The 18,935-nt window shown below is 74.5% G+C and carries 17 protein-coding genes; 8 read left to right on the top strand and 9 right to left on the bottom strand.

The genetic code is table 11. The features are described from left to right. Positions 1-66 precede the first annotated feature (66 nt). Positions 67-564: a VOC family protein gene (locus ABZ128_RS31680; protein ID WP_356852866.1), complete on the bottom strand. Its 498-nt coding sequence runs from the start codon at positions 562-564 to the stop codon at positions 67-69. A 106-nt stretch (positions 565-670) separates the two neighbouring features. Here ABZ128_RS31680 and ABZ128_RS31675 point away from each other — a divergent pair, with 106 nt between their 5' ends. Genes ABZ128_RS31675 through ABZ128_RS31665 form a run of 3 tightly spaced genes read left to right on the top strand, consistent with a single transcriptional unit; the run spans position 671 to position 3,430 of the window. Next, positions 671-1,186, top strand: a complete 516-nt coding sequence (locus tag ABZ128_RS31675; RefSeq protein ID WP_356852865.1) for a hypothetical protein — start codon at positions 671-673, stop codon at positions 1,184-1,186. A 58-nt stretch (positions 1,187-1,244) separates the two neighbouring features. After that, a complete protein-coding gene (gene lnt / locus ABZ128_RS31670; RefSeq protein ID WP_356852863.1) occupies positions 1,245-2,864 on the top strand; it encodes an apolipoprotein N-acyltransferase in 1,620 nt (539 codons plus the stop codon). Positions 2,865-2,899: 35 nt separating this feature from the next. Beyond that, positions 2,900-3,430 carry an NUDIX domain-containing protein gene (locus tag ABZ128_RS31665; RefSeq protein WP_356852862.1) on the top strand — a complete coding sequence of 177 codons (531 nt, stop codon included), beginning with the start codon at positions 2,900-2,902 and terminating at the stop codon, positions 3,428-3,430. 24 nt (positions 3,431-3,454) lie between these two features. On the opposite strand, the gene ABZ128_RS31660 is transcribed toward ABZ128_RS31665, so the two are convergent. Continuing rightward, the gene (locus ABZ128_RS31660) at positions 3,455-4,228 is read right to left on the bottom strand and encodes a trypsin-like peptidase domain-containing protein (protein WP_356852860.1); all 774 of its coding nucleotides are present in this window, start codon (positions 4,226-4,228) and stop codon (positions 3,455-3,457) included. A 472-nt stretch (positions 4,229-4,700) separates the two neighbouring features. Between ABZ128_RS31660 and ABZ128_RS31655 the strand changes: the two genes are divergently transcribed. Continuing rightward, complete coding sequence (locus ABZ128_RS31655) at positions 4,701-5,990, top strand: bifunctional GNAT family N-acetyltransferase/ATP-binding protein (RefSeq protein WP_356852858.1); 1,290 nt, start codon at positions 4,701-4,703, stop codon at positions 5,988-5,990. An 84-nt stretch (positions 5,991-6,074) separates the two neighbouring features. On the opposite strand, the gene ABZ128_RS31650 is transcribed toward ABZ128_RS31655, so the two are convergent. The 5 genes from ABZ128_RS31650 to ABZ128_RS31630 all read right to left on the bottom strand — a co-directional run bounded on the left by ABZ128_RS31650 (position 6,075) and on the right by ABZ128_RS31630 (position 11,301). After that, a complete protein-coding gene (locus ABZ128_RS31650) occupies positions 6,075-6,656 on the bottom strand; it encodes a hypothetical protein (RefSeq protein ID WP_356852856.1) in 582 nt (193 codons plus the stop codon). Next, positions 6,653-8,266, bottom strand: coding sequence for a serine/threonine-protein kinase (locus ABZ128_RS31645; protein WP_356852854.1), 1,614 nt, complete (start codon positions 8,264-8,266; stop codon positions 6,653-6,655). The genes ABZ128_RS31650 and ABZ128_RS31645 overlap by 4 nt, the downstream gene beginning before the upstream one ends. 125 nt (positions 8,267-8,391) lie before the next feature. Continuing rightward, on the bottom strand, positions 8,392-9,648 hold the full coding sequence (locus ABZ128_RS31640; protein ID WP_356852852.1) for a Tm-1-like ATP-binding domain-containing protein: 1,257 nt from the start codon (positions 9,646-9,648) through the stop codon (positions 8,392-8,394). Between the two features lie 48 nt (positions 9,649-9,696). Then, positions 9,697-10,173 carry an NUDIX domain-containing protein gene (locus ABZ128_RS31635; protein WP_356852850.1) on the bottom strand — a complete coding sequence of 159 codons (477 nt, stop codon included), beginning with the start codon at positions 10,171-10,173 and terminating at the stop codon, positions 9,697-9,699. A gap of 90 nt (positions 10,174-10,263) precedes the next feature. Further along, the gene (locus ABZ128_RS31630) at positions 10,264-11,301 is read right to left on the bottom strand and encodes a cation diffusion facilitator family transporter (protein WP_356852849.1); all 1,038 of its coding nucleotides are present in this window, start codon (positions 11,299-11,301) and stop codon (positions 10,264-10,266) included. 256 nt (positions 11,302-11,557) lie between these two features. On the opposite strand from ABZ128_RS31630, the gene ABZ128_RS31625 reads away from it, so the two are divergent. The 4 genes from ABZ128_RS31625 (at position 11,558) to ABZ128_RS31610 (ending at position 16,868) form a co-directional block, all read left to right on the top strand. Further along, positions 11,558-12,214 carry a hypothetical protein gene (locus ABZ128_RS31625; protein WP_356852848.1) on the top strand — a complete coding sequence of 219 codons (657 nt, stop codon included), beginning with the start codon at positions 11,558-11,560 and terminating at the stop codon, positions 12,212-12,214. Further along, positions 12,214-13,197, top strand: coding sequence for a serine/threonine-protein kinase (locus tag ABZ128_RS31620; protein WP_356852847.1), 984 nt, complete (start codon positions 12,214-12,216; stop codon positions 13,195-13,197). Before ABZ128_RS31625 ends, ABZ128_RS31620 begins: the two co-directional genes overlap by 1 nt. A 486-nt stretch (positions 13,198-13,683) precedes the next feature. Beyond that, positions 13,684-14,649, top strand: a complete 966-nt coding sequence (locus ABZ128_RS31615) for a DUF6777 domain-containing protein (RefSeq protein ID WP_356852846.1) — start codon at positions 13,684-13,686, stop codon at positions 14,647-14,649. A gap of 131 nt (positions 14,650-14,780) precedes the next feature. Beyond that, on the top strand, positions 14,781-16,868 hold the full coding sequence (locus ABZ128_RS31610; RefSeq protein WP_356852844.1) for a SpoIIE family protein phosphatase: 2,088 nt from the start codon (positions 14,781-14,783) through the stop codon (positions 16,866-16,868). Between the two features lie 4 nt (positions 16,869-16,872). On the opposite strand, the gene ABZ128_RS31605 is transcribed toward ABZ128_RS31610, so the two are convergent. Both ABZ128_RS31605 and ABZ128_RS31600 read right to left on the bottom strand, forming a co-directional pair. After that, entirely contained in the window at positions 16,873-17,676 is an 804-nt protein-coding gene (locus ABZ128_RS31605; RefSeq protein ID WP_356852842.1) for a DUF4328 domain-containing protein, read from the bottom strand. A 109-nt stretch (positions 17,677-17,785) separates the two neighbouring features. After that, positions 17,786-18,935 (bottom strand): ABC transporter ATP-binding protein (locus ABZ128_RS31600; RefSeq protein WP_356852840.1); only part of this gene is annotated, 1,150 nt, incomplete at its 5' end.

Genomic DNA, 18,935 nt, shown 5'->3' with positions numbered 1-18,935 from the left:
CGCCCGGGGCCGGGTCACCCCCGTCGACCCGGCCCCGGCGTGCGCCCGTCCTGCCTCCCCGTGCGCCTATCCGGCCGTGCTCTGCCGGAGCCGGCGCTCCAGTTCCTCCCCGGAAAGGTCCTCCAGGTGGGTCAGGAACACCCACAGGTGCCCGTAAGGGTCCCGGAGGATGGCCGTCCGGTCGCCGTGGAACTGGTCGGCCGGCGCCTGTACCACCTCCGCGCCCTCGGCCGCGGCCGTCCGGACGAGAGCGTCCACGTCCGGTACGAACACGTGCAGGGCGGCCGAGGTTCCGCCCAGGGCGGGCGGGGCGGTGAAGGGGCCCTCGGAAACGTCGCCGAGCATCAGCACGGCCGCGCCGATCCGCACCTCGGCGTGCATCACCCCGCCCTGCGGGTGGTCGAGCCGGAACTCCTCGACCGCTCCGAAGGCCCGCCCGTAGAAGGAGAGCGCGGCGGCCGCGTCGGTCACCATGATGTGCGGCACCACCGCGGTGCGGTAGCGCTCCGGGACCGTCTTCACTGCCTCGTCGTACGTCATGTCGGACCTCGTGTCGTAAGTCATGTCCGCGACCGTAGGACCTCAAGTTCACTTGAGGTCAAGGACGGGTAGGGGCCGAGTGGACGAGAGGTTGGTGGCACGCATGCGGTACGTGAGTACGCTGCTGCACATGACGGTTCACCCCCCGGGTCCGCTGTGGACGGGCAGAGCCTCCAACCGCGGGCAGTGGCTGCTCGCGGCGGCCGGTGCGGCCTGTCTCGCGCTCGGCATCGAGCTCGCCGTCCACGGTTCCTGGACCGCCGGAATCGCCCCGCTCCTCATGTCCGTGATCGGCTGCCTCGCCGCCGGGCTGCTGATCCTCTACGGCACCCTCGCCTTCGTGCACGTCGCCGTCACCGTCGACTCCGAGACCCTGGTGGTCCGCTGCGGCCACATAGGGCTGCCCCGGCGGACGATCCGGCTCGCGGACGTGTCCTCCGCCGAGTTCGTCCCCCGGATCACCCCCCAGCAGTGGGGTGGCTGGGGTTACCGCTGGCGCCCCGAGAAGGGCACCGCCGTCATCGTCCGGCGCGGTGAGGGGCTGGAGCTCCGGCTCGGGGACGGCAAGGTGTTCACGGTCACCGTCGACGACGCCGAGAACGCCGTCCGGGTCATCCGCACCCACCTGCGTGCCCTCGCCCGCTGACCCCGGGCCGGGGTCTTGCATGTGGGGGCGTGCGGACGGGGGACGTACACTCCGCCAGATGAGCAGCAGTGTCATCCGAGAGCCCGACGCCACCGCACCGCACCCCGGGCCGGAAGCCGCCCCGCACGCCCCGGCGGACGGCGACGGGAAGCGCCTGCGCGGACCCGCCGCCCGGCTCCTGCGCCCCGCGCTGGCCGTCGGCTCCGGTGTGCTGCTCTACACCGGCTTCCCGCCCCGCACCCTGTGGTGGCTGGCCCCCCTCGCCCTCGCCGTGCTCGGCGGGGTCCTCCACGGCCGCCGGGCCCGCGCCGGCTTCGGCCTCGGTCTCCTGCACGGCCTGGGATTCCTGCTGCCCCTGCTCGTCTGGACCGGTGAGGGCGTCGGCCCCGTGCCGTGGCTGGCCCTCGCCACCGTCGAAGCCCTCCTCGTGGGGCTGACCGCCCTCGGTATCGCCCTCGTCTCCAGGCTGCCCCTGTGGCCGCTGTGGGGCGCCGCCGTCTGGATCGCCGGCGAGGCGCTGCGCGCCCGCGCCCCCTTCGGCGGCTTCCCGTGGGGCAAGCTCGCCTTCGGGCAGGCCGACGGCTTCTTCCTGCCGCTGGCCGCCCTCGGCGGGACACCGCTGCTCTCCTTCGCCGTGGCCCTGTGCGGCTTCGGGCTGTACGAGGCCCTGCGCACCGCCCTGAACCACCCGCGCCGGACCACCGCCGCCCTCGCCGCCCTCAGCGTCGCCGCCCCGCTCGGCGCGGCCCTCGCCGCCCGCCCGCTGGTCTCCGACGCCGCCGAGGACGGCACCGCGGTCGCCGCCGTGGTCCAGGGCAACGTGCCGAGGGCCGGCTTCGACTTCAACGCCCAGCGCCGCGCGGTGCTCGACAACCACGCCAACCGCACCCTGCAGCTCGCCGAGGACGTCCGGGCCGGCCGGGTGCCCAAGCCGGACTTCGTCGTCTGGCCGGAGAACTCCTCCGACATCGACCCGTACAACGAGCCCGACGCCTACGGCGTCATCGACCGCGCGGTCAAGGCCATCGGCGTCCCCGTCGCGATCGGCTCCGTCCTGGTCCCCGAGACCGGCCCGCTGCGCAACACCATGATCCTCTGGGACCCGGTCAAGGGCCCGACCAGCACGTACGACAAGCGCAAGATCCAGCCCTTCGGCGAGCGCATCCCCATGCGTTCCTTCGTCCGGATCTTCAGCGCCGACGTGGACCGGGTCAGCCGCGACTTCGGGCCCGGCAAGGAGCCGGGCGTCTTCGACATGGCCGGCAGCGGCGTCGGCATGGTCACCTGCTTCGAGGCCGCCTTCGACGACGCCGTCCGCTCCACCGTCCGCGACGGCGCGCAGGTGATCGCCGTACCGAGCAACAACGCCACCTTCGGCCGGACCGAGATGACCTACCAGCAGCTCGCCATGGACCGGGTCCGCGCCGTCGAGCACAGCCGCACCGTCCTCGTCCCCGTCACCAGCGGGGTCAGCGCGGTCATCCGCCCCGACGGCAGGGTCGTCCGGCACACCGAGATGTTCACGGCCGACGCGCTGGTCGCCGAGATCCCCCTGCGTTCCACGCAGACCCCTGCGACCCGCTTCGGGCCGCTGCCGGAGTACGGGCTGCTCGCGCTCGCCGCAGCCGGGCTCGGCTGGGTGCTCGTACGCCGGACGCGTGCCCGCCGGGCCGCCTGACGGGAGGCGTACGCCACGCCTCGTAGGGTCGGAGGATGACCACGCCTGAGTTCATCCGCGCAATCCGCGCCACGGCCGGGAACCAGCTGCTCCTGCTGCCCGGTGTCACCGCCATCGTCCTCGACGACCGGGGGCGGGTGCTGCTCGGCCGCCGCTCCGACACCGGACGGTGGTCCGTGGTCGGCGGGATCGCCGAACCGGGGGAGCAGCCCGCCGACACCGCGGTGCGCGAGGTGTACGAGGAGACGGCGGTGCGCTGCGTCCCGGAGCGGGTGGTGCTCGTGCAGATGCTCGCGCCGATCACCTACCCCAACGGGGACGTGTGCCAGTTCCAGGACATCACCTTCCGCTGCCGGGCGGTCGGTGGGGAGGCCCGGGCCAACGATCACGAGTCGCTGGAGGTTGCCTGGTTCGAGGTGGACGCGCTGCCCCCGCTGGAGCCGTTCGCCGTCGACCGGATCCACCGGGCGCTGCGGGACGAGCCGACCTGGTTCGAGGCCCCGGCCGCGCTCCCTGACGGCGACGCGGCCGAGGCGCCGTGTCCGGTCCCGGGCCAGGGCCGGTAGGAGGCCAGGGGCCCCGGCGGCGGCTCAGCCTGCCTCGGCCGCCTCCCGGTACAGCTCCACCGCCTGGTCGTCCATCACCGCGCTGTACGAGACCTCGGGCACGCTGCCGCCGTCCTCGTGGCCGCCGAGTACGCCCGCGAGGGCTCCGTCCACCAGCCACGGGCTGCCGCTCGTGCCGCTGCTGAGGTCGGGGCAGTCGATCCGGCGCTGGGTGGCGGAGAACAGCGTGGTGGCGTTGGCGCAGCGCAGCGGGGCCTCCAGGCTGCTCGGGTAGCCGAGGACGGTGACCGTCGCATCGGCCGGCTGGTCGGCCGCCACGCGGAAGCCGCCGACCACGTCCTCGACGTAGCCGGGCTGCCCGCCGGCGACCGGGGTCACCGTCGCGAAGGCGATGTCGGCGTCCGGGTCCCGGCCGTCCGTCCAGCCCGGCGCCACGTACACGCTGGTGATCCGCCACAGGCCGTACGGGGCCCGGCCGTCGCGGTAGGCGGGGGCGAACACCGTGTTCTGCGGGTCGCCCACGCAGTGCGCGGCGGTGGCGATCACGTCGCGGCCGTCGCTGTGGACCACCGCGGCGGTGCAGAAGTGGCCGCCGTCCAGGTTGCCGGCGAAGAGGGCGCCGACCCGGTTCGCCGGTGCGCCGGGCTGCGCCTGCGCGGTGACGCCCAGGGGCGGTGCCGCCTCGGCGGCGGGCAGGTCCACGCTCACCAGCGTGGCCATGGCGGCCACCGCCAGCAGGATCCGGGACGTGCGCCGGGCGGCGCGGGTGCGGTGCGCCGGGCGGGGTCGGGGAGGCATGGGCGGGATCATGCACCGAGCCTGCCCGCCGAAACTGTGTCCGGAGCCAGAAATTCCGTGTGAATCCGCTGTGAATCGTGGACCTGCTGTGAACCGTTCGCGCGGGCGCTTCCACGGGCCCTCCCACCTGGCCCTCACCGGCGCCGCGCCGCCCCCCGGCCCTTCAGCGGTGCGCACACCCGCGAGCGCGTACGCCGGCCGCGGCGGCCGCCGCCGGCACCGACGGCAGCCGCAGCGTGGTCGTACGCGCCCAGAGGACCTCGAACAGGCCGTGCACCGGCATCCGGTGCAGCCCGGTGTGTCGGAAACCACGAAGCGGGTCGGGTCGTCGGCGGGCGGTTCGGGCGGAAGGCACCAGTCTATGGACGACACGGAGGGGTTCCCGAGCGGCTGTTGTGCACCGCGGAGCGTGAGCGCCGGGCCCCGCCGCCCCTAGCCTCGCCGCAGGAGCACGAACGAGGGGCGGTACCCGGTGAACTGGCTCATCCACGACTACCGCGAGAGCGATCTCGCCGCTGTCGTCCACCTGATCGACAGCACGGCCGAACTCGGCCAGGAGTCGGTCTTCTCGCTCGCCGAGTGCATCAGCGCCCTCACCGACCGGCAGCCGTGCGTGGTCGCCGTCCACCAGGGCGTCCCGATCGGCGCCGCCCTCGCCTGCGTCACCGGCGAGCGGGCCTGGGTGATGCGGATCGCCATCGCCGCCGGCTGGCGGGGCCGGGGACTGGCCAGCGCCCTCCTCGTCGAGCTGGAGCGGCGGCTCATCGCCGCCCGCGTCGGCCGGATCGCGTACGTGCTGCCCGAGGAGGACCTGCTCGGCGAGGGCCTGCTCAACGCCGGCTACACCCGCCAGCCCGCCGTCGCCTACTTCGAGAAGACCGAGCCGCTGCACGGCCCTGCGGCCGGACTCCTCGACGACCTCGGCGGCCGCTTCCTGCCCAACGACCTGTGGGCCAAGGTCGCCGGCATGGAGAAGGAGAAGGACCTCATAGAGCGGCGGGTCGTGCTGCCGCTCGCCGAGCCCGAACGGGCCGCCTCGCACGGTGTGCAGCCGCCGCGCGCCATCACGCTCTTCGGGCCGCCCGGCACCGGCAAGACCACCTTCGCCCGCGCCATCGCCTCCCGGCTCGGCTGGCCGTTCGTGGAACTGCTGCCGTCCCGCCTCGCCGACGAGGGCAACCTCGCCGCCGCACTGCGCGACGCGTTCGCCCGGATCGCCGAACTGGAGCGGGTGCTGGTCTTCATCGACGAGGTCGAGGAGATCGCGCCGGTGCGCACCGAGCCGGCACAGCCCGGCGGGATCCACGGGGTGACCAACGAGCTGCTCAAGCTGATCCCCGGTTTCCGGGAGGGCGGCGAACGGCTGCTGGTGTGCGCCACCAACTCCATCCGCTCCCTGGACCCGGCCTTCCTGCGGCCGGGGCGCTTCGACTACCTGATTCCGATCGGCACCCCGGACGCCGGGGCGCGCGCCGCGATCTGGTCCCGCTACACGGCGGGGCGCGCGGACGTCGACGTGGCGGCCCTGGTGGCGGCGAGCGAGTTGTTCACCCCGGCCGACATCGAGCACGCGGCGCGGATCGCGGCGCAGGTGTCCTTCGAACGCGACCTGGAGGCGGTGGGTGCGCGGGGCGCCGCGGCCGCGCAGCTGGGCGCCTCCACGCAGGACTACCTGTCGGCGATCGCACAGTGCAGGCCGACCGTGACCCCCGCGATGACGGGCGAGTTCGAGGCGGACATCACCGCCCACGCCCGCTTCTGACCGACCTGCCACGGACAGGTCGCCGCGGTGGCCCGCAGCCCCTCCCCGAAGCGGCTGCGGGCCACCCACGCGGACACACGCGCCCTACCGATCGCAGCGGTACGTGAACTGCGTGGCGGCCGACTGCCCGCCTGGCGAGAGCACCTGGAGCCTGGCCGAGGCGTCGTAGCCGCCCGTGCCGTGGAAGGTCCACAGCAGGTGCAGCCGGGCCTCCTTCCTGCCGCGCGGCACCCGCTCGGTGAGCTCCTGCGACTGCGTGCCGTCGCTGCGGACCCACCGGTACACCAGGGTTCCGGGGCGCCCGTCGGTCCGTACGACGGCCACCACATCGGCGGTCGCGTCGCAGCCCGGACCCTTCGGGTCCGCGACGGACACGGCCACGTCCCGCACGCCGAGGGACGGACCGTACCGCTGCCAGCCGAGGTAGGCGAGGACCGCGAGCAGCACGACCGCAGCCAGCGTGTACCGGCGCCACCCGCCGGATCCGCGGCGCTGCACGGCCGGCGGGGCGGTCACCGGGAACGGCGCCGGCATGGCCGCGGTGACGCCCGGCCCGAACCGCAGGACCGACCCCTCGACCCGGTCGGGCACGGCGTCCTCGGGCTGCGGGGGACCGCTGAACCAGTGGCTGCCGAGGACAGTGGCGCTGTATTCGTCTTCGCTCATCGGATCATGCACTTCGTGAGCCAGACCTGGGCGGTCTGGGAGCCGTTGCCTGCGGCCGGCCTGGTGGTGACGCGCACGCCCCAGTAGCAGCCCTGGCCGGAGAAGGTGTGCCGCCGCACGAGCGCGCCGCCGCCCGGCTGGTACGTCAGGGTGTCCGCGCGGCCGTCCGCCGCGCCGAGCACGCCGGACTGGTTGCTGCTGAACCATTCCACGGTGACGGCCACCGGGGCGGTTCCCTTCGCGTCGATCGAGATGCTCGCCACCCCCACCGTGAAGTCCGCCTGCCGCAGGTCCACCTTGACCGCCCCGACCACCACCGTCGGCCTCGGGGACGGCGTGACCGGCGGCGCAGTGGTCGGCGGGATCACCGTGGGCGTCGGCGTCGGGGAGGATCCCGGGCTCGACGAGGGCGACGGGGACGCGCTCCCGGACGCGGACGGCGAGGCCGACGGCGAAACCGACGCCGACACGGATGGCGACGGCGAGGCCGAGGAGCTCGGCCCGGGTGCCGGGAAGCCGCCGCCCGGGGCGGGGCTCGTCGTGGCGAACGCGCTCACCGCCGCTGCCCCGTCCGGCTGCTCACCGGCCGCCTGCGAGGCGAACACCAGCATGGCCCCGAGCACCAGCGCGAGGCCGGCGGCCACCGCTCCGCGCCGGCCCGGCAGCCAGCCCGTGGGCGGCGGCTTCAGTACCGTCGTCGCCACCGCGGTCGTGCCCGCCGCCGCGCCGCCCGAGGAGGGGAACAGCAGCGGCAGCAGCGCGGCCAGCGCCGCGAGCTTGCGCTGACCGCGCTCCTCCCAGTCCGGCCCGTACGCGCTGCGCGCCACGCCCTCCAGCTCCGCGACGAAGGCCTCGGCGTTCTCCGGCCGTTGATCCGGGGCCTTCGCCAGGCCCCGCCGGATCAGCGGACGTACCGGCTCCGGGGCCTCGGTCTCCGGCACCGGAGCCTCGATGTGCTGCACCGCGAGCTCCGCGAAGTTCTCCCCGGCGAAGGGCTTGCGCCCGGTCAGGCACTCGAAGAAGGTCGCCGTCGCCGCGTACACGTCGGCCGCGGGCGAGGCCGGCCGGCCCTGCCACTGCTCGGGGGCCATGTACGCGGGGGTGCCGGCCACCCCGGGCGTCGTACCGCGGCGTGCCGCGATCCCGAAGTCCACGAGCCGGGAGGAGCCGTCCGCGGCGACGAGGACGTTCTCCGGCTTGTAGTCGCGGTGGACGACGCCCGCCCGGTGCGCGGCGGCCAGGCCCAGCAGGGATCCCTTGAGTACCACCAGCGCGGCCTCGGGGCCGGTCTGCCCGGCCTGCTTGAGCAGCGCGCGCAGGGAGATCCCGTCGACCAGCTCCATCACGATGGCGGCGCCGCCCGGCCCTGCGGTGTACTCGCAGTACTCGTACAGCCGCACCACGTACGGCGAGTCGAGTCCGCCGAGCAGCCGGGCCTCGGCACGGAACTCGCCGACGAACGCGGGGTCCTCACGCAGCCGCTCGGCGAGGTACTTGACGGCGACCGCCGTGCCCGTCGCCTCGTGCACGGCGAGGACCACGCGGCCGCTGGCGCCCGAGCCGAGTTCCCGGACCTCCGTGTAGCCGGGCACCGCCCATGCTTTACCCATCGCCTGCCCCCTCCGTGGCGTCGCCGTGTCCCGGGCCTCGCGGCACCGGCACCGGTCGTGCTGCACGACCGGCCAACCCCAGGGACACGGTTTCCGCCACGGCTGGTTCCCCACCCCGGCGTGTCTCAGGCCGCTGCCCGCACCGCGCCGATCATGGCGTGCAGCCGGTCGGCCGCCGACCGGCCGAAGACCGGGTCGTTGATGTGGGTGTCGTACTCGTGCAGTACGGCGGCGCTGCCCCGCAGCCCCTCGCGCAGAGCCGAGAACAGGGCCCGGTCTGCGACGGGGTCATGGTACGGGCCGCCGGGCGCGCCGAGTGTGGAGAGTCCCCGCAAAGGCACGCACACCGCGGTGGGGCCGGTCGCGCGACGGAGTTTGGCGGCGACCCGGCGGCCGAGCTCGGCGCACTCGGCCTCGGTCGTACGGATCACCGTGATGGACGGGTTGTGGACCCGGACCCGCCGGTAGCGGACCCGCTCGGGCAGGGTCTGCGGCGGCCCGAACTTCACCATGTCCAGCGCCCCCAGGCTCACCACCTGCGGAACCCCGGCCCGGCCCGCCGCGCTGAGCCGGTCCGGGCCGGCGGTGAGTATGCCCCCGCACAGGTCGTCGGCGATCTCGCTGAGCGTGAGGTCGAGCACGCCCGCGAAGACCCCCTGCCCGGCGAGGGTCTCCAGGGTGCGGCCGCCGGTGCCGCTGACGTGGAAGACGAGCACCTCGTAGCCCAGTTCGGTCAGCCGCTCACGGGCGGCGTCCACCCCGGCCGTGGTCACCCCGGCCATGCTCGCCGCGATCAGCGGGCGGGAGCCCGCACCCAGCCGGACCGGGCGGTGCAGGTCCGTCGAGGACCGCTGGAAGGCCTTGGCCATCCCGGCGATCGCCTCCGCCGCGTTCGCCAGCACGGGAGCGGAGATGCTGTTGATCCCCGCTATGTCCACGACGCTGTACATCATCGTGACGTCCGAGGAGCCGACGTACGGGGCCACGTCGCCGGACGCCATCGACGAGACCATCAGTTTGGGCACGCCCAGCGGCAGGGCGCGCATCGCCCGCGTGGCGATGGAGGTGCCGCCGCTGCCGCCGATCGCGAGCACCCCGTGCAGCCTGCCCTCCGCGTGCAGGCGTAAGAGGACGGCCTCCGCGCCGCCGGCCATCGTGGTGACGGCCGCGCCCCGGTCGGCGGCCGCCCGCAGTGCGGACAGTTCCGCTCCCGCCGCCCGGGCCACCGCTTCCCGGGGGACGTCCGCGGGCACCCGGGGTTCGCCCATGATTCCTGTGTCGACCGTGATCACTTCGACGCCGGCCCGCAGCAGCCTCTCGCGCAGCCAGCCGTACTCGACACCCTTGGTGTCCAGGGTTCCCACCAGCACGACGTTCGTCATAGGTGCAATGTCCACGCAGCTGGGGTTCGTTGGCAAGTCAAGGTCGGGTCAACCCTCCAGGAGCCCCAACAGCCTCTCCAGAAAGGGAACTTGAGACTTGATCAGCTTGGTTTCGGCCACCTGCGGGGTGAACCAGGCCACCCGGTCCAGCTCGGGGAACTCCTGCACGTTCCCCGAGTGCGGCGGCCACTCCATGGAAAAGGTGCCGGGCACCATCAGCCCCGGGTCGAGGTCCGCCTCCACCGCCCAGACCGTCACCAGCTTGCCGCTGCTCAGCACCACCTCGCCGAGCGGCAGGTGCTCGCCGTCCGGCGGCGGCAGCCCGATCTCCTCGGTGAACTCCCGGCGCGCCGCGTCCCGAGGGGACTCGTCCGGGCCGTACTCCCCCTTCGGGATGCCCCAGCCGCCGGCGTCCCGTGCACTCCACAGGGGCCCGCCCAGGTGCCCGAGCAGGACCTCGACACCGGGGGCGGGCCCGCCCGTACGGCGGAACAGGAGCAGTCCGGCGCTGCGCTTCTGTGTCATGGGGGATCCCTGCCCCGCCGGAACGCCTCCTAGGCAGGCCGGGCCGCCGGGCCGCCGGCCCGGGGGCGGCCCCCGCCGGGGCGGGGCCGGCTAGTGGGCGTGCGGGCCTTGGCGGTGGACCGGGCCGTGCGCGTCCGCGCAGTGCGGGTCGTCGGCCGCCTCCTCGCCCGGACGGCCGACCGTGAGCAGGGCCTCCTGCTCGTGGTCCACCTGGAGGGTGGTGTGCGTGATGCCGTACTCCTTGGAGAGCAGCCGCTCCAGATCGCGGCGTACGGCGTGGCAGTCCCCGGCCGGCTCGACCAGCACGTGCGCCGACAGCGCCGCCTGCCCGGAGGTGATGGTCCAGATGTGCAGGTCGTGGACCTCGGTGACGGGCGGGTGCCCGACGAGCCGGTCGCCCACCGCGTCCGGGTCCAGGTGGGCCGGGGAGGCCTCCAGGAAGATCCGGCCGGACTCGCGGACCAGGCCGTAGCCCGCCTTGACCATCAGGACGACGACCACGAGCGTGGCGATGGCGTCGGCCTGCACGAAACCGGTGGTGAGCACGATCAGACCGGCCACGGCGGTGCCGACGAAGGCGAACAGGTCGTTGAGGATGTGCTGGTAGGCGCCCTCGACGGCGAGGGAGGAGCGGTTGGCCCTGGAGATGCACCAGGCCGCGGCCACGTTGACCACGATGCCCGCGAGCGCGGTCACCAGGACCGCCCCGCCCGCCACCGGCGGCGGCTCGACCAGCCGCCGGACCGCCTCGTAGGCTAGCCAGACCGCGAGCAGGAGCAGGGTGAGCCCGTTGGCCTGCGCCGAGAGTATCTCCGCGCGCTTGAGGCCGTACGTGAAGCCGCCGCGCGCGGGCCGGGCCGCGAGCCGCATCGCGATCAGCGCCAGGACGATCGAGACGGCGTCGGTGAGCATGTGGGCGGCGTCGGAGATCAGCGCCAGGGAGTGGGCCAGGATGCCGATGGTCACCTCGACCGCCATGAAGGCGCCGATCAGACCGAGAGCGATCGCCAGCCAGCGGCGGTCCGCGTCCGCGGCGACCCCGTGGCTGTGACCGCCGTGGGAGTGGCCGTGGTCGTGGTCGAGGGCCCGGCTGTCGTCGTGATCGTGATCGTGGTCGTGCACAGCCATCACTTTCCCCCGTTTGTTCGGTTCCGACGCGTGAAGTGAAGCGCACCGCGGCGCAATGGGCAAAGGCTGCAACGGGGACCGTTGTCATTCCCCATAAGACGGCCCTGACCTGCGGCTATGCCCGCCCGGTCGGATCGTGGGAAAATCTGCTCATGGTCCAGCGCTCCGCTGTGCCGACCGTGCGGCTGCTGCGCCGCCACAAGCCCGCGATCGTGCCGAAACAGCGGAAACAGCGGAAACGGCGGAAGTGGACGCGATGACCAGTCCCACGGAGTCCGGCACCGACTTCCACCCCACGCACGTGGTCCCGCAGGAGGGACTGCCCGCGTGGGAGGCGCCCGACGTGTCCCGGCCCACCGCGCCCCTCGATCCCTTCCTGCCCGTCCAGCTGCTGTCCCGGCAAGGCGCCTGGGCGGAGATCCTCTGCTCCAACGGGTGGTCCGCCTGGGTGGACGGCCGCCTGCTGGTCTCCGTACCGCAGCCGCCGCCCGCCGGCGGGGGGCAGCCGACCCGGGCCGAGGACCCGCGCCCGCTGCTCGCCCGCAGCACCGACGTGCTGGCCCGCTACCGGCAGGCCGCGGAAGAGCTCGCCTCGGGTCTCGTGGACCCCGGCAGGTTCCGCGACGGCACCAGGGGGCTGCGGGCCGGGGTGGTGATCGACGGGGAGTCCGTCTGGCTCTACGACGAGTCCACCGGCCGGTGGATGTACGGGGACGGCGGGCACCTGGTGACCTACGCCGTGGTCACGGGACCCGGCGGCTCCGGGCAGTCCCCGGCGGCGGAACCGGAACGCGGGGCGGCCGCCGGCGGGCCGGCCGGGACCGAAGGGGCGGACCGGGCGGGCCGCGCAGCCCAGGTGGACGACCGTGAGCCGACCAGGGTCGTCATGCCGCCCGAAGCCAGGGAGGGCTGATGTCCTCGGAGTCCCTGGGCGGCCGCCCCACCGACCTCAGCGGGAAGCAGATCGCCGGATACCTGATGGAGTGCGAGATCGGGCGCGGCGGAATGGCGGTCGTCTACCGGGCGCGGGACCTGCGGCTGGACCGGACCGTGGCACTGAAGCTGCTGGCGCCGGAGCTCGCCCGCAACGACACCTTCCGGCAGCGTTTCGCCCACGAGTCGCGGGTGGCGGCGGCGATCGACCACCCGCACATCGTGCCGGTCTTCGAGGCGGGGGAGACGGAGGGGCTGCTCTACATCGCCATGCGGTACGTCGCCGGGCAGGACCTGCGGGCCCTGCTGGACCGCACTGGCCCGCTGCCGGTCGACTCGGCGGCCCGGATCGCGGGACAGGTCGCCTCGGCGCTCGACGCGGCCCACGCGCACGACCTGGTGCACCGCGACGTCAAACCGGGCAACATCCTGGTCGCGGAGGGCACGGACAGCGACCACCCCGAGCACGTCTACCTCACGGACTTCGGGCTGACGAAGAAATCCCTGTCGCTGACGGGATTCACGAGCGTCGGCCAGTTCGTGGGCACCCTCGACTACGTGGCTCCGGAGCAGATCGCGGGCAAGCCCGTCGACGGACGCTGCGACGTCTACAGCCTGGGCTGTGTCGTGTACGAAACCCTGGCCGGGGGCCCGCCGTTCCAGCGCGACGACGACATGGCGCTGCTGTGGGCCCACCAGTACGATCCGCCGCCCCCGCTGACCTCGCACCGCCCGGATCTGCCGCAGGCGGTGGACGAGGTGCTGGCCAAGGCGCTGGCGAAGTCGCCGGAGGACCGGTGGAGCAGCTGCCTGGAGTTCACCGGCGCGCTGCGCCGGGCCGGCACCCGGGCCGGGGCGGGCGCCGGCCCGCGCCGGCCGAGCCGCACGTCGACGGCGGATCCCGGTCCCGCCCCGCCGCCCCCGCGCTGGGCCGAGCCGGTGTTCCGCCCCCTGGACCGGTAGCCGCGGCCGGTCACCGCCGGCGGCTGCCCGGCGAGGCCGGGCTCCTCGCCCCTCGCGACCCGGCTCGCGGCGTCCCTCGCGACCCGGCTCGCGGGCACCGCCGGACGGGCGCACGCCATGGCCCGGGAGAGTGACCGGGATCGGCACATGGGCCGGGAGGGGCCAAGACTTACTAAACGCAGAGGGAATGCGGACAGCGGAAGCGGAACAGGAGCGCCCGTGACCACGCAGCCACCCGGGACACCGTCGTCGGGGCGCCCCACCGGACCGCCCGCCGGGCCGCTCTCGGGCGGCCGGCCGGGACGCACTCCGCCACCGCCGCCCCCGGGCCCTCCCCAGGGCCCGCCCTCACAGGGGCCGCCTCCCCAAGGTCCGCCTTCGCAAGGGCCGCCGCCCCAAGGCCCCGGGGAACCCGGCGGCGAGCCGTCGAAGCCCTCGGGGCCGTCCGGCGCGCCTGCCAGGCGGTGGTGGCGCTCCGTACCCCGGGTGGCCGCCGCCGTGACGGCCCTGGCCGCAGCCGTGGTCCTCGCGATGGTGCTCACCCGGCCCACCGGCACGACCGGGGGCGGGGAGGTGTTCCTCCAGCCGGCCGCCGCCCAGGGCCGGGACCCCTTCACCGAGTCCACCGCCAATCAACCCGCCGCCCCGCCGCCCGCGCCCTCCGCCCTGCCCCCGGCACCGGCGACCGGCACCATCACGACCCAGGCCGTCCCCGGCTCGTCCCCCACCCTGTACGGAGGAACCGCGGACGTCGCCGGCTGCGACAGCGAGAAGCAGGCGCGCTTCCTGGCCGCCGAGCCGGACGTGAACCGGGCCTTCGCCGAGGCGCTGGGCATCCAGGCCACGATGGTGCAGGGCTATCTGCAGTCCCTGACCTCCGTCACGCTGCGCAAGGACACCCGCGTCACCAACCACGGCTACCGGGACGGCCGCCCGACGGCGTACCAGGCGGTCCTCCAGGCCGGGACGGCCGTGATGGTGGACAACCACGGGGTGCCCCGGGTGCGCTGCGCGTGCGGCAACCCGCTGGGGGAGCCGAAGGCGCTGAAGCCCGGTTACGAACGGCGGGGCGAAACGTGGGCGGAGTACCGGCCGCAGAACGTCGTGGTGATCCAGCCGTCGGTCGACTCCCTCACCAGGATCACCATCTACGACCACACCAAGGGCCGCTGGTACGCACGCGAGACCGGCCAGAAGAAGCCCGACCAGCCCGTGCAGGCACCCGCCGTGCCCCCCACGGACAAGCACACGGGCGCAGGGTCCGTCTCGCCGGCGGAGTCCCCGCCGTCGTCCCCGCCACCCCCGCCCCCGTCCCCGCCGTCGTCCGCACCGCCGTCCCCGCCCCCGTCTTCGGAGGAGCCTTATCGGCCCTTGGCGCCGCCCTTGTCCCCGCCCTCCTCTCCGCCGTCCTCTCCGCCGTCGTCCCCGCCGTACTCAGCGCCGCCCGTGTGAACTGACCGGCGTCGCGGGGCCCTCCCGGCGAGGCACCGTACCGACGCGTCGGCTCCGTCACCCGCCCGCACCCTGGGCGGCCCGCGCCCGCCACCGCCGCGCGCGGCGCCGATCGGTGAGACCCTGGCTGCATGGCCGAACGGGGAAGCCCAGAGGTCCAGTGGCCCGCGCGGCCCGACACGAGCCTCGCGCTCAACCGCATGGGCACTTTCGACTGGGACCTTGAGGGCGGCCAGATGCATCTGGACCCCACCGCCCTTGAGGTCTTCGACCTGCTCCCCGAGGAGTTCAGCGGCACCCCGGAAGGGCTGCGCGACCGCGTCCCGCCCTCCGAGGAGGCCCGGCTCGACACCCGCGTCGCCCAGGCCCTCAAGGACGGCCGCAGCCACTACGGGGCGTACTTCCGGCGCCGCCGCCGGGACGGCACCCCGGCCTGGACCCACATCCAGGGCCACATCCTCCGGGACGCGAACGGACGCCCGCACCGGATCATCGGGATCGTCCGCGACGCCGCCCACGACCCCGACGAGCCCGGGGCCACCGGGGAGCAGAGCGAGGGCCGCCGCAGGATGACCGGCGTCGTCGAGCGGACCACCGCCATCCTCGCCCACGCCCGCACCGTCAACGACGTCACCGACGTCCTCAAGGACCCCGAGGCCCTCGGCCACCTCGGCGCGGTCAGCGTGATGCTCGGCGTCGTCGACGGCGGCCGGATCCACCTCGTCGCCGAGGGACAGCTGGGCACGTACGTCCCGGAGATCGAATACACCCGCATCGATGCCCGGCTGCCGATGAGCGAGGCCGTGCGCACCCTCCAGCCGGTGTTCATCGCCTCGCGCGAGGAGTTCGAGCTGGGCTACCCCGAGTTGTGGCCGTACATCGAACCGCTCGCCGTGCGCAGCGGTGTCTACCTGCCGCTGATCGCCCAGGGCCGGGCCATCGGTGCGCTCGGACTGCTCTACCGGCGGGACGGCGACTTCACCGCCGAGGAGCGCAACCTGCTGATGGCCCTCGGCAGCGGGATCGCCCAGAGCCTCCAGCGCGCGATCCTCTTCGAGCAGGAGCACGACCTCGCCGAGGGACTCCAGCGCGCCATGCTGCCGCGCCGGATCCCGGACATCCCGGGCGCCCGGATCGCCGTACGGTACCGGGCCGCCCGTATGGGCCGGGACATCGGAGGGGACTGGTACGACGTCGTTCCGCTCGGCGAGGGCCGGGTCGGGGTGATGATCGGAGACGTCGAGGGACACGACACGGACGCCGCCGCCGTCATGGGCCAGCTGCGGATCGTGCTGCGCGCCTACGTCACCGAGGGGCACACCCCCGGCACCGCCATGGCGCGGGCCTGCGACTTCCTGCGCGAACTGCAGACGGACCGCTTCGCCACCTGCACCTATGCGGAGCTCGACCTGAACACCGGCGCGGTGCAGATGGTCCGGGCCGGCCACCTCGACCCGGTGGTCCGCCGCGGCGACGGCAGCTGCCACCGCCTCCACGTGGCCGGCGGGCTGCCCCTGGGGCTGGCCCAGCGGGAACACCCGGGCGCCGGCTACCCCGTCACCAGCCTCGAACTGCATCCGGGCGACACCCTGGTGCTCTGCACGGACGGGCTGATCGAACGGCCCCGGGGCGACTCCGAGACCGGCATGCGGGAGCTGATGGACGCCGTCTGTGCCGGCCCGGTCGACGTCGAGGAACTCGCCGACGTCCTGTGCGACCTGGTCGGGGACGTGGGTGGCGGCGACGACATGGCCCTGCTCCTGATCCGCCGCCGGGGCACCCCCTCCCCGCGCGGTGGCGGCCCGCTGCGCCTGCGGCTCGCACCCGGCGACCCCCAGGGCCCCAGGACGGCCCGCCACTTGATCCGGGCGGCGGTGGCCGCCTGGGGCGCGCGGGAGCGGGCCGACGAGATCGAACTGGCCGCGGACGAGCTGATGACCAACGCCCTCGTGCACACCGAGGGCGGCGGTCATGTCGGCATGCGGATGACCGCGGAGGGCCGGATCCGGATCGAGGTCGAGGATTCCAGCAGTGCCCTGCCGCACCGGCGCGAGGCCGACGACTGGTCGCTGTCGGGGCGGGGCCTGCTGCTGGTGGAACAGCTGGCGGAGGAGTGGGGGGTGGAGCCCCGGGGCGGCGGGAAGTGCGTGTGGTGCGAGTTCACCGTGCCCGTCCCGGCGGCCCGGGCGGCGGTCCCGCCGGTCGGGGCCGCCCGGTGAAGGCTCAGGCCCGGGCGTACAAGCCCTGCATCGCCTTGGTGTGCTGCAGGGACGTCAGCTTGCGGACGAAGATGGCGGCGAGCACGGCCGCGGCCACCGTGAGCAGGTCGCAGACGAGCCCCACGGCCCAGGCGTCGCGCAGCGATGCGGCGGTGTCGGCCCGCTTGAACATCTGGTCGAACACGCGGTCGGCGAACAGGGAGGCGACCCATGCCGTCCACCAGGCGGTGACGGGCGCGGTGGAGACGTGGCGGTAGGAGCCGTCCGGTCCGAGCTGGGTGCTGGCCGCCCAGATCTCCTTGGCGATCCGGAACGGGATGAACAGGTTGCCGACGGGGATGAACCAGCCGCCGATCGCCCAGCCCCGGGTCCTGGTGAACGCATCGGGGCGCATGACCTCGCCGTTCACGCGCACCCGGTGGAACCAGAGGATGAAGACGACCATGGTGGCGAGCAGGCTCAGCGTCTGGAGGATGCCTGCGACGGAGGCGAGGACGTCCGCGAGCGGCGTGCCGTCGGCCGCCGCGGCCGGGGCCGCGGCGGCGTCCCGCGTGAGCGAGAAGAGGCAGGCGCTGACACCGGCGGAGAACAGGTTGACGAGCGCCGCCAGGGCGAGCAGCAGGACCAGCGCGAGGGCCAGAGCGTGCGGGGACCGCAGCACGTCCGCGGCGGGGCGCAGACCGTCGGGCGACCAGCCGGGGTACGCCGGCTGAGCGGGCTGCCCCGGCTGCGGCACCTGCGCGGGCTGCGGTACGGGTGCGGGCCGGTGCGGTGGTGCGGGCTGGTTCGGTGGTGCGGCGAAGGCCATGCGGAGCTACCCCCCAGGGAACGGACGACACTGGATCTGCGGCCCGCTGACCTGCGGCGGAGCCTGGTCGAACCATGTCAGCCCGCCGCCCGTCGGCCAAATGGAGCCGCTACAGCCGTACGAGGGTGACCTCGGTGGCCTTCACGCTCGTCCACACCTTCGTGCCGTCGGCCAGGCCCAGCTCGGCGGCGGCCTCCGGCGTGATCTCCGCAACGAGGTCGGGCGCCTCGGGCGAGCCCACCAGCACCCGCAGCCGGCTGCCGACCGCGGTGATCTCCCGTACCGCACCGGGCCAGACGTTGCGCGGACTGCCCGCCGGGCGGTCCCGGTGCAGGGACACCGCCTCGGGCGCGATGATCGCGAGAGCCTCGGCCCCCTCGGGCAGTGCCTCGGCCACCACGAGCCTCCCCCCGGAGGCCAGCGCCAGCCCGTCGGCCGAAGCGGTACCGGGCCAGGCGTTGCGGCCCAGCATCCGGGCCACCCACGGAGAGCGCGGGTGACGGCTGACCTCCGCGGGCGGGGCGTCCTGCAGGGCCCGCCCGTCACAGAGCACGAGCACCCGGTCGGCCAGGGACACGGCCTCGACCGGATCGTGGGTGACGACGAGGCAGACCCCGCCGAAGCCCGCCAGATGGGTGCGCAGGGTGTGCCGCACGTGGGCCCGGGTGGTCTGGTCGAGGGCGGCGAGCGGCTCGTCGAGCAGCAGCAGCCGCGGCCGGGCGGCGAGCGCCCGGGCGAGCGCCACCCGCTGGGCCTGTCCGCCGGACAACTGGGCGGGCTTGCGCGCGGCGAGGTGGCCGACCCCGAGCCGGTCCAGCCAGAGCTGCGCCTCGCGGCAGGCCTCGGCGCGCGGCACCCGGCGGGCGCGCAGCCCGTACGCGGTGTTGGCCAGGGCCGTCAGGTGCGGGAACAGCGCCCCGTCCTGCGGGACCCAGGCGACCTGGCGCCGGTGCGGGGGCAGTGCGGTGACGTCGGTGTCGCCCAGGCGGAGCACGGCGTGGGCGCGGGGAGTCAGGCCGAGCAGGGCGCGCAGCAGGGTGGTCTTGCCCGCGCCGTTCTCCCCGACGACCGCGATGGTGGTGCCCGGCTCGGCGGACAGGCTGAGCCGGTTGAAACCGGTGACCTCGGCGTGCAGGGGCCACCGGCCACCCTCGTGCCCGGCGGCGGGCGGACCCGCGACGGCCGGGGGCCGCGCAGGCGCCGCCTCCCCGGAAAGCCCGGCGTCCCCGGGGGACGCGGGGTGTTCCGGGGAGGCGGCG

The sequence above is a fragment of the Streptomyces sp. NPDC006326 genome, from assembly GCF_040612915.1.
Lineage (GTDB): Bacteria > Actinomycetota > Actinomycetes > Streptomycetales > Streptomycetaceae > Streptomyces.
Note: the sequence above shows the minus strand (reverse complement) of the source record. Positions and strands in the feature narration are given on the sequence as shown.

Bases quoted from the DNA above. Each gene is read 5' to 3' on its own strand.
- lnt (WP_356852863.1), top strand. From the start codon at position 1,245: ATGAGCAGCAGTGTCATCCGAGAGCCCGACGCCACCGCACCGCACCCC.
- ABZ128_RS31610 (WP_356852844.1), top strand. From the start codon at position 14,781: ATGGCCGAACGGGGAAGCCCAGAGGTCCAGTGGCCCGCGCGGCCCGAC.
- ABZ128_RS31660 (WP_356852860.1), bottom strand. From the start codon at position 4,228: ATGCCTCCCCGACCCCGCCCGGCGCACCGCACCCGCGCCGCCCGGCGC.
- ABZ128_RS31625 (WP_356852848.1), top strand. From the start codon at position 11,558: ATGACCAGTCCCACGGAGTCCGGCACCGACTTCCACCCCACGCACGTG.
- ABZ128_RS31665 (WP_356852862.1), top strand. From the start codon at position 2,900: ATGACCACGCCTGAGTTCATCCGCGCAATCCGCGCCACGGCCGGGAAC.
- ABZ128_RS31635 (WP_356852850.1), bottom strand. From the start codon at position 10,173: ATGACACAGAAGCGCAGCGCCGGACTGCTCCTGTTCCGCCGTACGGGC.
- ABZ128_RS31620 (WP_356852847.1), top strand. From the start codon at position 12,214: ATGTCCTCGGAGTCCCTGGGCGGCCGCCCCACCGACCTCAGCGGGAAG.
- ABZ128_RS31645 (WP_356852854.1), bottom strand. From the start codon at position 8,266: ATGGGTAAAGCATGGGCGGTGCCCGGCTACACGGAGGTCCGGGAACTC.
- ABZ128_RS31650 (WP_356852856.1), bottom strand. From the start codon at position 6,656: ATGAGCGAAGACGAATACAGCGCCACTGTCCTCGGCAGCCACTGGTTC.
- ABZ128_RS31675 (WP_356852865.1), top strand. From the start codon at position 671: ATGACGGTTCACCCCCCGGGTCCGCTGTGGACGGGCAGAGCCTCCAAC.
- ABZ128_RS31605 (WP_356852842.1), bottom strand. From the start codon at position 17,676: ATGGCCTTCGCCGCACCACCGAACCAGCCCGCACCACCGCACCGGCCC.
- ABZ128_RS31630 (WP_356852849.1), bottom strand. From the start codon at position 11,301: ATGGCTGTGCACGACCACGATCACGATCACGACGACAGCCGGGCCCTC.
- ABZ128_RS31680 (WP_356852866.1), bottom strand. From the start codon at position 564: ATGACTTACGACACGAGGTCCGACATGACGTACGACGAGGCAGTGAAG.
- ABZ128_RS31640 (WP_356852852.1), bottom strand. From the start codon at position 9,648: ATGACGAACGTCGTGCTGGTGGGAACCCTGGACACCAAGGGTGTCGAG.